Below are 12,897 nucleotides of genomic sequence, written 5' to 3'. Positions count from 1 at the left end.
TCCTCTACTTTTAGAGCCACTGCGTTACCGAAGTGACATCAAACTGATGTCCAAATGACATGAATTTAGGGAACAAACTCTTAGATATATTGAAATTTAAGTATGACTTCATTCGCCAGTAATCGAAAGATTATCAACCCAAATTCTCGGACAAACGCCTGCTGGGGTAAGTTCAGGCTCTTTCTCTACAAAAATAATCGATTGTAACAGCTCGAGAAAATCTCCTGCGACTGTTGCTGATTCAATACTGGTTCTTTTACCGTTGGTCACGAGCCAACCATCAAACGGAAGCGAGAATGAACCTTGTAACGCCTTAACTCCTGCATGAAGTGCTTGTACATTATCAATAAAAATGACATTTTCTGCACTGTCCAAGCTGTACTCCCGTGATGCGGCTTCTCCAGGAAATACGTGATAAAAATGCGGACTCACGCTAACTTTAGCACCAATATTCGCGTGACCTGTAGGTTGAGTATTAAACCGTTTTGCTGTACCCGCACTGTGGATAAAATTACTTAAAACTCCATTAGTAATTAAGGGAATGCGTCGCGTTGGCGTTCCTTCGCCATCAAAAGTTTCTGCGGCAATATTCTCGGGATGCAACGCATCATCGCAGACTGAAAGTAGAGGCGAAGCAATTTGTTTACCTAAAGATTCTGGTGTAGAAAGACTTTGCTTATCTAAGATATTTTGAGCATTAAAAAGATTGGAGAAAGCACCCAATAAACTTAAAAAAGCTTCTGGCGAGAAAACGACACGATATTTACCTGATTTAACTTTTTCGTAATCAAGATGGCTAATTGTTTTCTCTGCTACTTCTTCTACACAACCTTGTAAGTCGAGTTGTTCTAAACTGCGATTAATCCGAAACGCACCGGCACTACGAGGCTTTTTGCCTTCTTGTTCAGTCTTGCTGTAAAGATAAATCGATGTATAAGAACGCGCTTCATTACGCATCGCGCCGTCACTATTAAGGTAGAAACGGCTGAGATCTCTTTGAGATAAACCGTTATACGGTACGCCTTTGATGGCAGGGTGCGCTTGTAAAAGCTGTTTTTCAGCTTTAATTAGAGTATCGATGAGTTGTGAAACTGGCGCTTGTGGCGCTGTTGCTTCGGTATTCGCTTTCAGTTCAGCAGTAGCTTCAGGACTGAAGTCGGGGACATTTTCTTTTACCCCAAAGAAACTTGCTTCATAAGCTGTCTTTAATGCTAAATCAATACCATTAGGATCGACATCGGTAGTGCTAGTCACTCCAACGGTATTATCTTTATTCCAAACGCGTACAATCACACTGGAACGATTTGAGGCTTTGACTTGTTTTGGTTCGCCGCTATCAACTTGAACGCTGGTTTCGTCAACCGATGAACCGTAAATATCAAATTTTTCTATTCCAAGGCGTTTTGCACTTGCTTGCGTGTATCCTGCAAGTTCATCAATACTAGGCATAACTTAATCTATCTTCCACCAACGGTAATCGAATCAACTTTGATGTGAGGTTGTCCCACGGTAACGTAAACACTACCGCTAACCGAACCACAGAACCCAGCGGCGAGTCCTAAGTCTTGCGAACACATCGAAATCTTGTTCATAATTTCTTGCGCATCGCCAATTAGCGTTGCGCCTTTGAGAGGCTTGGTAATTTTACCGTTTTCAATCAAGTAAGCTTCATCGACCGCGAAGTTGAATTGTCCTGTAGGACCAACGCTACCACCACCCATTTTCTTGCAGTAGATCCCTTTGTCAATTGAGGCGAATAAGTCTTCGTTGGTGTAGTTTCCAGGGGCAATATAAGTGTTGCGCATCCTTGATGCTGCCGCAAATGTATAGTTTTGGCGGCGTCCACTACCTGTACGGGGGTGTCCGGTACGCATCGAACCCGTGCGATCGCTAATAAAATTCTTCAAGATGCCATTTTCAATCAACAGTGTTCTTTGCGCTGGCATTCCTTCATCGTCCATGTCGATCGTCCCAAAAGCATCTGGAGAAAGTCCTTCATCCCAAGCTGTCAAGCTTTCATGCGCAATTTTTTCACCTTTCTTATCTGCAAATGGAGTTGTTTTGCGCTCGATTTGTGTTGTTTCTAGCAGGTGTCCGCAAGCTTCGTGGAAAATTACGCCTCCAAACTCATTTGCCATAATGATTGGGTAATTCCCAGATTCGACATAATCTGCGTAGAGCATTTTTCCAGCCGATTCTGCGACTTCTTCAGCATCTGTTTGATAGTTCCAACTTCTTAAGAAGTCAGGTTCGCTGGTGCTACCAACGCGCTTGCTAATCGATGAGCGATTTGCTCCATCAGCACATAAAAGGTTATAACCAACTGATTGTGTCAGGCGAATGTCTCTAGCGAAAGTACCGTCACTTGCTGCAACTAAAACTTCTTGCCAATCGCGAAAATATACCGCGCGTCTTGATTGGACGTGAGTTGCTTTTTGTTTTAACTGCGCATTGGCATCGAGGAGAATTTCACCCATTTCGCGCATTGAACTGCATCCTGCAAGCCAAGACTCTTTGCCTTTTTTGGTGGCATAATCGCGCAAAAGTTCCAGGTTAATTTCTGGAACATAACTATTGGGTGCTGGAAGTTGTAAACCTAAGATTGACAACCCTTTTTCGAGGGCAGCTTTGAGTCCTGTAAATGATAAATCGTTGGTGCTAACGTAGCAATCGGCTTTACCGCGAAAAACTCGGACGCCTGCACCTGTTGATAGTCGTGGAGAAATACTGGTAATTGCGTCGTCTTCGGCTAGACAGTTGATATAGTTAACTCGCTCTAAGAAAAATTCTACAAAATCAGCTCCTGCTGCACGCCCTAAGCCTAAAAGAGTTGATAACAGTGCTTCCCAGGTTTCATCGAAGCGATCGCGCGTTGAGCTATATTGCAGATTTGGTAGTTCTCTGGTTAGCAGTAAAGTACTAGGATGCATAGAGAGCGTCATCGGTGCAGCGTCCTTCAATGGGTCGATTGACTATTTTTTTAGTTTAGCAAATTCTTTTTCCCTTCTGAATTTGGTTGAACACTGAGGCATTTTGATATCTATAACTTACTGATGAAGTTTTTTACCAAAAATATTGGGTTTAAAGCCTCGTCCTTCTAGGACGACTTTTTATTATATGCTATTATATTTTTACGCAAAATCGTCAGCGTAAAATGATAGTTTTAGAATTCAAACTCAAAGGATACAAACATCAGCTTCAAGCAATTGATAATGCAGTACGCACTGTTCAATTTATCAGAAACAAATGTATCCGTTTATGGATGGATTCTAAAGGTGTCGGCAAGAAAGATATCTACGCTTATACAACTACTCTAAGGAAAGAGTTTAAGTACGTAGAGGCTCTTAATTCCACTGCTTGTCAGCAAGCTGGTGAGAGAGCCTGGTCGAGTATTGCTAAGTTCTACGATAACTGCAAAAAGAAAGTTAAAGGCAAAAAAGGTTATCCCAAATTCAAAAAGAATGTTCGTTCTGTTGAATATAAACAATCAGGTTGGAAGTTATCAGAGAATCGGAAGAGGATAACTTTCACTGATAAGAATGGGATAGGGACTTTAACACTAAAGGGCGGTTGGGATTTAAACTTTTACCCTATCGACCAAATAAAACGAGTGAAAATTGTTCGTCGGGCTGATGGTTATTATGCTCAATTCTCTATCAATGTTGATGTTAGAAAATACGTTAAACAACTAGAACCTACTCAAGAGTGTGTAGGTATTGATGTTGGCTTGAAATATTTCTATGCTGACTCAAAAGGTAATACAGTAGATATTCCTCAGTATTATCGTCAAGCTGAAAAACAACTAAATAGAGCTAACCGTAAGAAATCTAAGAAGTTTAGGAGGGGTCAAAAACAATCCAATAACTACCTCAAGGCTAGAGATAGATATGCTCGGAAACATTTAAGAGTAAGTAGGCAACGTAAAGGCTTTGTCCAGACAGAGGCATTGCGCGTAATCCAATCTAACGATTTGGTCGCCTATGAAGACTTAAAGGTTAAAAACATGGTAAGGTCTAAACTAGCCAAGACTATTAACGATGCTAGCTGGTCGGCTTTCCGTAGTTGGCTAGAGTATTTCGGGTGGAAATATGGCAAGGTAACTGTAGCAGTACCACCACAAAATACAAGTCAAAACTGCTCAAACTGCGGAAAAAAAGTTAACAAATCTCTCTCAACTAGAACCCATAAATGTTCGCATTGCGGGTATGAAGTAGATAGAGATATCAACGCAGCTATCAACATACTGCAATTAGGATTGCGTACCGTAGGGCATACGGGAACTTATGCTTGGGGAGTTTTGCCCTCTTGGGCAGTTGGCGAAAGCCTGCTGTCTAATGGCGAAGTGTTGAACCAAGAATCCTCTCGGCTTTAGCCAGGGGAGTGTCAACTCCTGATTCTGCGACATTGGAGAAGAGTGCGAGTATTGGCAATGAGCTTATTCTGGTAGGAATCTGCATCAATTTTTGCTTTTTAAGCTATTTGCAAAAAGTTTACGCTTAGAAGCTTGTGTATAAGCTTCTCTAGCAATTTGAAAGCTCTCTCAGTCGCAACGTGCTGCGTCATATCCCATAACACGCTGATGATGGTAATGACCAACGATTGGGCGATCGCCACTTTTCATATATTGTTGAAATATTTACAATAGTTACCGTAATTTCTACAGCACGATCGGGTGCTAAGTAGACTACCTTGAGGTTGTAGGCTTACCTGATGTAACGTGCTTACTATGGCTGTAATAATGACTAGCTTTGACAAAACAGCAGATCCAACGAATAGTTACCAAATCTGGTTTGCTAGAGGTGCAGCTTTAGCTAACTCAGGTCACTATCTAGAAGCACTGGCTAACCTAAACAAAGCTGTAACGATCCGAGAAGACGATCCGGCTAGTTGGGTATTGCGTGCTGTGGTACTGATACATTTAGAGCGCTACATTGAAGCATTAAGCAGTTGCGAAAAAGCTTTAGCACTAGACTCTGAGCATCAAGAAGCATGGCTGATTCGCGGTGCAGCATTGCATTACCTAGGTCACTATCAACAGTCATACACAAGTTACAACAAAGCGCTAGGCATTAATCGTCAATCGTGGTGGCAAAGAATTACGCAGACATGGTATAAGCTACGCGGCATTCAAGATTCTGACAAAATGAACAAAGCAGCTTAAATGTATGACAGCAAGTTTGATGTACCTAAGCCAAGATAGCTGACCTGACAACAGCTACCCTGGCGGTAAAAACGATTAGCGCTTTCTTGTCCAACTAACGTTGGTTTCACACAAGCTAATCTTGAGAAGATTCTGCACTCGGTAAACCGACTTCAGCAGCAGAGCGGCTCAGCATTGATTGTTGTAACTGTTCTTCTTGCTGGCGCTGTTCAATCATTAATTCTCTAGCTTCTTCTGCGATGTGGCTACCAGGTGGAGTATTAACTTCAGCCTCAGAACGGCTCAACATTGATTGTTTCAAATGTTCCTCCTGCTGACGTTGTTGTGCCATTGCTTCGCGAGCCTCTTGTTCGATATTTTCAGTACACATACTGAAACTTCCTCGATTGACTTCACCTTAAGTTTAAGAAATTTGGGAAAGCTTAGAGCAGTCTGTTGGCTTTTGTTAAGTAGGTAGGCATAACGAGATGACAGATTTCGCGTGCAGGTCACCAGAGTATGGCATTATCGGAATTTGTTGAGTTTTAACGAAAACTGCAGAACAAAAGCATGCGATTTGTCAAGTTATCGATCGCTTTGTTAAGTAATTTGTAACTCTTGTGTTGTGTTGTGTGGTCTTGTGCAAAATGGTACTTTCGTTGGGTATTCTCGTAAAAGATAAAGGAAATCTTAATTTTCAGCAGAGGTCTTATGACTCCCACAGTCCTGCGTCAGCTTTGGTCTGTAGTTGAAACAACACAGTCAAACACTCTGTTAAAACTCGATGATGCACACCTAGTGCAATGGTTACTCAAGCAAACCAGGTTGAAAACATCATTAAATCAAAGCGAACTCGAGATTCTTAGCGATTACATTCGCTCGCGGCTCAACTTAATTCGCGATTTAGCAGAAAATCGGCAAGCTTTTTGAATTATCTGGCTAATGTTCTGATGATGTTGATTCGAGCGGCGGAAACGCAGCAGGTAGTGGCTGTGGCTGACTCGAAGACGTAAAGGTACGAGAAACCAAGGCGTAACCGAGATAAGCTGGTAGGATCGTCGCTACCAAAACAGCGATCGCCGCAAACCAATTCCATGGTTGCCAAGAAGGACCATAATGGCTGCGATATGGTTCGTGCTTGAGGTATTCTGATTTAACAATTTCACGTAAGGCAATTGGTCGCTTGAATCGAATTCGGCGATCGTCAAGTTTTTCTAACATAATCCAACCTGATTCTGCTTCTTCTTGACATAACTTTTGTAGAACCTGTGAATCGCGAAATATGTTGCGGTTAGCGCGGACAATTTTAAATTCCCAACCGACAAGACGCGGATCTTTAAGCGATTGCTTCGCAGCACCGTTTTGTTGTGGCTCGATGAGTGTATTTTCTTTCGTTTCGTATTGCGTCAAGACTTCCTCCTCTTCCTCTTGATGGGCTAGTAAACGTTGTTGCCAGTCCATCCAGCCACCAAGCACCACAGCCTGAAAACCCAGACTACCGACGAACAAACTATAAACTACAATTTCGAGCATATTGAATGTTTATTATGGCAATTAACGAGAATTCTGCACCAAAAAACTGTTTTTTTGTGGTAAATATCCTTCAACTAAACAGTCTGAACCAATAGTTTGCCAGCGCACTCGTTCGAGAGCAAGTGCTTGATTCATATTTGTTAAACCTAAGTCGCCGATTGGTGATGGTGCGCCGCTACCGCCAATGATTTTGGGCGCGATGAAGGCAAGAATTTTTTGCACTGCTCCTTCTGCGATCGCTCGTGCAGCGAGTGTTCCGCCGCATTCCCACAATACTGATGAGAAGCCTCGCGCGTACAAGTGTGTCATTGCCTGAGTCGGTGTCAGCGATGGCAATTCTACCACCTCGACGTTTTTTTGGCGTAGGAACTGTTGGAATTCAGGATTGGCACTTGTTTCGGTCAACACAAGAGTTGGAAATTCTGTGGTTTGCCATAAATAGGCTTCGGTAGGTAAGTCGAGCGTGCGACTCATCACCACTCGTAAAGGATTGTGTGCCTCTGCTTGACGAGTAGTTAACCTAGGGTTGTCTTTACGTACTGTATTGCCGCCAACAATTACTGCATCACACGCTGCGCGTAGCTGATGAACTAAACTGCGGGCACTTTGGTTACTAATCCAAGCACTATGACCGCTGCTCGTCGCTATTTTGCCATCCAAGGTCATGGCATACTTTAAGATACCAAACGGTTGCTGATAAAGAATGCGATGTACAAAGCCTTCATTGAGTTGACGACAATCGTCTTCTTCTACTCCGACAACAACTTTAATTTCCGCGCTGCGTAACCGTGCAATTCCACCACCGGCAACAAGTGGATTCGGATCGACCATGCCCACAACGACTTTGGCGACTCCAGCAGCAATTAAAGCCTCAGTACAAGGGGGAGTACGTCCGTAGTGATTGCAAGGCTCTAAATTAACGTATACTGTAGCGCCACGCGCGCGATCGCCTGCGGCACGTAAGGCAAAAACTTCTGCATGCGGTTGACCTGCACCAGGATGAAACCCTTCTCCCACAATTTCTCCAGCTTGGACAATGACAGATCCTACTAATGGATTCGGTGCGGTGCGACCCAAAGCACGGCGCGCCAATTGCAAACACCGCTGCATCATTGCTCGGTCAAAAGCGGTGACTTCAGTTTCCTCTGGTTGTAAATCCGCCTGTATCATTTTTGATTTTTGATTGTGGAGCTTGGAGTTAACAACGAGCAGGGGTCAGGGATTGGGGTTAAACTAGGGCAAGGCATTGCCCGTAATTGAAGCAATAATTCTAAACCTCTATAGTGTCCCAACTACTTTGACGATTGCTACAACAACAGTAGGTAGAGAGATGGTTGAGTCAGTTTTTCATTTTTTCCCACCAGCGATTTAGGGGGTAGTATACCACTGGTGCCCATAAGCTACTCACAATTGCTGAAGCTAAAGCAACACGCTGGTAATAAGTCCAAATTTCGGCAAAATTGCTCGTGGTAGCAGTATATTTACCGGCAACTGCTGCACTCCAGAAGCTAAATTGTGCTGCTGTAATCACTTCGGCTAAAACTGCCATGCCAAAAACAATCAAAGCAACCGAAATAAAGTCTTCTTGAAGATAACGCTGTTTGCGTAAGCGAGCAGTGACAATTCCTACCACAGCCAAACTCAGCGCATGTGAGGGTAGAGGTGAGGTCATGCCATCTTGAAGTAAACCAAGAATAATTCCCGCGATCGCACTTTGCACGACTGTTCGCTTCACACTCCAAGCAACAACCCAAATCAATAACCAGTTGGGAGCAGTTCCTGCTAGTTCCATTCCTGGTAAGCGCATAGGTAACAGTAACAAGCATAAAAAAACTGAGCCAACCGTAACAAGCCAATTTACGATTTGGCGTCTATGCAAATGCCCTAGTGCAGCAATACGATTCAAGATTTTTATTCTCCTTGTGGCTCTTGAGGAGAGGTCAGGGAAGGTAAGACAATGACTCTAAATTCTCAGATTCTAGGTCTTTTTGCGTTGAAACAATAACCCATTCGAGGTGAGACATGGGTGCAGATAGAGTAATTATTGCTTCTGGGGCTGGACTTTTTTGGAGGTTAATCGACTCAACGCGTCCTACAGGTATACCTGCGGGGAAAATTTGGCTATAGGGCGATGTCACTACCATATCTCCTGGACGTACATCGGGTACCTTATCAAAAAACTGCATTACTGCATGGTTCGCCGACTGTCCGCGTAAAAATCCCATAAAACGGCTGCGGCTAATCGTTACACCTAATTGACTGCTAGGATCGCTAATTAACAGTACGCGACTCGTATGCGGCGCAACACTTATGACTCGACCAACGAGTCCACCAGGGGCAGTGACAACATGACCAACTTCGATTCCGGCTTGGCTACCACGTCCTAGAGTGATTTGTTGCCACCATTGATCTGCACTGCGACCAATCACGGGGGCGGCGATCGCCGCTTGTGACGAACTGAGATTTTTGTAAGTGTTATTGACATATCCTAGTAATTTCTCAAGCTGTTGGTTTTGAGTTTCCAGTTCAGCGACGCGCGTTTCGAGTTCTTGAATTCTGGCATCGCGCAGGTGTAGCACTTGACTTGGGTTCGACTGAAAGGGACGCGTTAGCATCTGGTAAACTTCAAGCACAATTGCTCCCTGAGTATGGCGGATTGTCCAGGCAGTTCCGAAAGACAGACTTACGAGCACTAGTGTAAGAGCATAGCGCTCCCACCAGCGACGAATGATATACATAGTTTTGCCGTCAGCTTTTAGCTTCTAATTCGGTTGTAGGAGGAAACGTTTTCTGTTATATCCTCGAAGGGTGATTACTGTGTAGATATTAGGAAGAGGTCGGGGGTTAGGGTCAGATCAAGGGGCAAATTTTGCATTTGTGTTGCAATCATCCTTGCTGTCGCAATGTAGGAGCGGTCAGGGTTATTGGCAAATCCTGTCCCTTAACCTTATGATATTTCTTCTCATAGGTATTGCACAAATCAACAAAGTGCGATCAAGAAGATTATCAAATTTAGTATTAGGGAAATTCCCTGAGCTCTGACCTCTGACCCCTTTAATTTAAATCGTACGCGATCGCGCGCTAAATACAGGTTCCATTTGTTTAAATTTCTCTAAAACTCGACCGGTTCCCAATACAACGCAGCTAAGGGGATCTGCGGCAATATGAGTAGGAATTCCTGTTTCGTGACTAATTAACGTATCTATCCCTTTGAGTAACGCTCCGCCTCCTGCAAGGACAATGCCACGATCGACAATATCAGCAGCAAGTTCGGGCGGGGTGCGTTCGAGCGTTCGTTTTACTGCTTCAATAATCGTAGACAGCGGTTCGATCATGCTTTCGCGAATTTCTGGTTCTTTGATCGTCACAGTCCGAGGTAAACCGGATAGCAAGTGCAACCCGCGCACTTCCATGACGTTTTCTTCATCATTACGTGTAGGATATGCCGAACCAATGCGAATTTTAATTTCCTCAGCGGTACGTTCGCCAATGACCAAGTTGTAAATTTTCTTCATGTACTGCACGATCGCCTCATTGAGTTCATCGCCTGCAACGCGTACTGATTCACTCACAACCGTGCCAAAAAGACTCAGCACTGCGACTTCTGTTGTCCCGCCACCAATATCGATAATCATATTTCCAACGGCTTCGGTGACAGGAATTCCCGCCCCAATCGCAGCGGCTACGGGTTCTTCAATCAAAAACACATCTCTTGCACCAGCTTGCGTTGCAGCATCCATCAGCGCGCGTCGTTCGACACCTGTCACACCTGTAGGAATACCAATTACCATGCGCGGGGAGACAATGCGACCTTCGTGTACGCGTTGGATAAAATGCTTGAGCATGAGTTCAGCAGTATCAAAATCAGCAATCACTCCGTCACGTAAAGGACGCGTGACAGTAACGTTTCCAGGCGTGCGACCCATCATGCGTTTAGCTTCTTCACCTACGGCTGGTGGCATTTTGCCATTTTTGTCGATTGCAATCACCGAAGGTTCTTGTAAAACAATACCTTTACCAGACACATATACCAGGGTATTGGCAGTACCAAGGTCAATACCCATATCTTTTGATAACGAGAACCGATTAAAGAAACCTAAAAAAGCCACGCCTTTCACTCCCCAACGAGCAATAAATTCTTGTCCAGCCGAAATGAAGATGTCTAGTCGTGCAGGATTGTATTACGTCTAGTGTTTTGAGTCTAGTCGAAATGAATTCTTTTTTATTTTTAATTGTAAGTAGTCTGTGAAACTAAATATCATCTGAAAACTGATAACTGGTAATTGGCGATTGGGAACGGGGATAATCACGATAGTCAGTAATAAACCATTACCCATTACCGATTACCCGATTTAACGTAGGGCGCAAAGCAATTCGATTGTGCCTTCCTGTTGGGATTGAAGCAATCAGCGATCGCGTATATTCTTCTTTTGGATCGCGGTAAATTTCTTCGGCGGCGCCTTGCTCGACGATTTGTCCGCGATTCATGACTAAGATGCGATCGCTCATAAACTTGACAACGCTTAAGTCATGCGAAATAAAAATATACGTCAGGTTAAACTCGGCTTGCAGTTCTTTCAACAAATTCAAAACTTGCGCTTGTACTGAGACATCGAGCGATGACACCGATTCATCGCAAATAATAAACTTAGGATTGAGTGCAAGTGCTCTGGCAATGCAAATGCGTTGACGTTGACCGCCAGAAAATTGATGCGGATAGCGGTTCATTTGTTTCGGGTCGATGCCTACACGTTCTAATAAATAAGCGGCGCGATCGCGGCGTTGACGAGGCGATTGACCTGCAGCATGAATGACGAGTGGTTCCATCACTGCATCACCAATTTTCATGCGCGGATCGAGCGAACTGAAGGGATTTTGAAAAATAATTTGCATCTCGCGCCGGAGTTGTTGTAAAGGACGACCTTTGAGGTTTGTCACGTCGCGTCCTTCAAAGAAAACTTGTCCGCCAATGGGTTCAACGAGTCGTAATAAAGTACGACCCAGCGTTGTTTTACCACAACCTGACTCGCCTACCAGTCCTAAAGTTTCACCAGGGTAAACTTCAAAGGAAACGCCATTAACAGCAAGAAAGTAGCGTTTAGTTTGACCAAATGCGTTACGGATCGGAAAGCCTACTTGTAAGTTGCGAACTTGGAGAAGTGGCGATTGTTGTTGTAAGTTTCTCAGGCGTTGCATGAGGGCTTCATCACTCACTTGGGGTGGATAAGTAGGTTCTTTAGCTTGAATTTCGACTTCACCCGCGCGCGTTAACCCGACACTCATAAAGTCTGAAACTGTTAAAAGATACTGCGATCGCCTTTCTAAACTCGGACGACACGCGAGTAAACCTTTAGTATATGGGTGTTGTGGATGCGTAAAAATTTGTTCAACCGAACCATATTCAACAATTTTGCCTCGGTACATCACCGCCACTGAGTCGGCAATTTCGGCGATAATTCCCAAGTCGTGCGTAATAAACATCATCGACATCTGACGGCGATCGCGCAATTCGCGCAGCAAGTCTAAAATTGTCGCTTGTACAGTCACATCTAGTGCGGTTGTTGGTTCGTCGGCGATTAATAATGCGGGGTCACACGAAATCGCCATGGCAATCATCACGCGCTGTAGTTGACCGCCAGAGAGTTCGTGGGGATAGCGATCGAGAATTGCTTGCTTTTGCTGCTGCACAAAAAACTCGCGCTGACGCGGATCGCTTTGATGACTCTGTCTTGTCTCGGCGTACTGCTGACGTAACTCCTCATCACTTGGCAGTAATTTCACTTCCTGCAACCGCGCGATCGCCTGTCTTCTTGCTTCTTTTTGGGAAATATTTTGGTGCTGCCGAATCGCTTCTTTTAACTGAAATCCAATCGTATAAACTGGGTTAAGCGAACTCATCGGCTCTTGGAAAATCATCGCAATTTGTCCGCCTCGGTATTTTTGCATTTGTTCGGGCGGCAGGTCGAGTAAATTAACGGGTTCGCTATCACGCTCGCGATCGCAGAACCAAACTTCACCATTGGTAATTACTCCTGGCGACGGAATCAACCCCATAACTGCTAAAGAAGTGACAGATTTACCCGATCCTGACTCGCCAACAATTCCTAGCGTTTGACCGCGTTGTACCTGAAACGAAATTCCGTCGACAGCCTTAACTTGTTTTTCATCACCCAAAAATTCAATATGCAGATTTCGAACGTCTAAGACATCATGACTCATAAAAT

At 44.1% G+C, this 12,897-nt stretch carries 12 protein-coding genes; 3 read left to right on the top strand and 9 right to left on the bottom strand.

Translation table 11 applies throughout. The features are described from left to right. Positions 1–108: 108 nt before the first annotated feature. Both B1A85_RS12545 and B1A85_RS12540 read right to left on the bottom strand, forming a co-directional pair. A complete protein-coding gene (locus B1A85_RS12545) occupies positions 109–1,449 on the bottom strand; it encodes a TldD/PmbA family protein (RefSeq protein ID WP_104547241.1) in 1,341 nt (446 codons plus the stop codon). Positions 1,450–1,457: 8 nt separating this feature from the next. Further along, positions 1,458–2,930, bottom strand: a complete 1,473-nt coding sequence (locus tag B1A85_RS12540; RefSeq protein ID WP_104547240.1) for a TldD/PmbA family protein — start codon at positions 2,928–2,930, stop codon at positions 1,458–1,460. A gap of 224 nt (positions 2,931–3,154) precedes the next feature. On the opposite strand from B1A85_RS12540, the gene B1A85_RS12535 reads away from it, so the two are divergent. Both B1A85_RS12535 and B1A85_RS12530 read left to right on the top strand, forming a co-directional pair. Then, entirely contained in the window at positions 3,155–4,372 is a 1,218-nt protein-coding gene (locus B1A85_RS12535) for an RNA-guided endonuclease TnpB family protein (RefSeq protein WP_104547239.1), read from the top strand. Between the two features lie 354 nt (positions 4,373–4,726). Next, positions 4,727–5,161 carry a hypothetical protein gene (locus B1A85_RS12530; protein ID WP_146087172.1) on the top strand — a complete coding sequence of 145 codons (435 nt, stop codon included), beginning with the start codon at positions 4,727–4,729 and terminating at the stop codon, positions 5,159–5,161. A gap of 115 nt (positions 5,162–5,276) precedes the next feature. Here the strand turns inward: B1A85_RS12530 and B1A85_RS12525 are convergent, their stop codons facing one another. Continuing rightward, the gene (locus tag B1A85_RS12525; protein ID WP_104547237.1) at positions 5,277–5,531 is read right to left on the bottom strand and encodes a hypothetical protein; all 255 of its coding nucleotides are present in this window, start codon (positions 5,529–5,531) and stop codon (positions 5,277–5,279) included. A gap of 320 nt (positions 5,532–5,851) precedes the next feature. On the opposite strand from B1A85_RS12525, the gene B1A85_RS12520 reads away from it, so the two are divergent. Then, positions 5,852–6,070 (top strand): hypothetical protein, encoded by a 219-nt coding sequence (locus B1A85_RS12520; protein ID WP_104547236.1) that lies wholly within the window; start codon positions 5,852–5,854, stop codon positions 6,068–6,070. 9 nt (positions 6,071–6,079) lie between these two features. Here the strand turns inward: B1A85_RS12520 and B1A85_RS12515 are convergent, their stop codons facing one another. From B1A85_RS12515 to B1A85_RS12490, 6 genes are all read right to left on the bottom strand, one after another. Continuing rightward, a complete protein-coding gene (locus B1A85_RS12515) occupies positions 6,080–6,673 on the bottom strand; it encodes a hypothetical protein (protein WP_104547235.1) in 594 nt (197 codons plus the stop codon). A gap of 21 nt (positions 6,674–6,694) precedes the next feature. Further along, positions 6,695–7,843, bottom strand: coding sequence for a bifunctional diaminohydroxyphosphoribosylaminopyrimidine deaminase/5-amino-6-(5-phosphoribosylamino)uracil reductase RibD (ribD, locus tag B1A85_RS12510; protein ID WP_104547234.1), 1,149 nt, complete (start codon positions 7,841–7,843; stop codon positions 6,695–6,697). A 169-nt stretch (positions 7,844–8,012) separates the two neighbouring features. Then, positions 8,013–8,579 (bottom strand): rod shape-determining protein MreD, encoded by a 567-nt coding sequence (gene mreD, locus B1A85_RS12505; protein ID WP_104547233.1) that lies wholly within the window; start codon positions 8,577–8,579, stop codon positions 8,013–8,015. A gap of 34 nt (positions 8,580–8,613) precedes the next feature. Continuing rightward, positions 8,614–9,411 (bottom strand): rod shape-determining protein MreC, encoded by a 798-nt coding sequence (gene mreC, locus B1A85_RS12500; protein WP_104547232.1) that lies wholly within the window; start codon positions 9,409–9,411, stop codon positions 8,614–8,616. A 321-nt stretch (positions 9,412–9,732) separates the two neighbouring features. Continuing rightward, entirely contained in the window at positions 9,733–10,737 is a 1,005-nt protein-coding gene (locus B1A85_RS12495) for a rod shape-determining protein (protein ID WP_104547231.1), read from the bottom strand. A gap of 265 nt (positions 10,738–11,002) precedes the next feature. After that, positions 11,003–12,892: an ABC transporter ATP-binding protein gene (locus tag B1A85_RS12490; RefSeq protein WP_104547230.1), complete on the bottom strand. Its 1,890-nt coding sequence runs from the start codon at positions 12,890–12,892 to the stop codon at positions 11,003–11,005. Positions 12,893–12,897: the final 5 nt, after the last annotated feature.

The sequence above is a fragment of the Chroococcidiopsis sp. TS-821 genome (assembly GCF_002939305.1).
GTDB lineage: Bacteria > Cyanobacteriota > Cyanobacteriia > Cyanobacteriales > Chroococcidiopsidaceae > Chroogloeocystis.
This window is presented reverse-complemented; position numbering and strand designations above follow the sequence as displayed.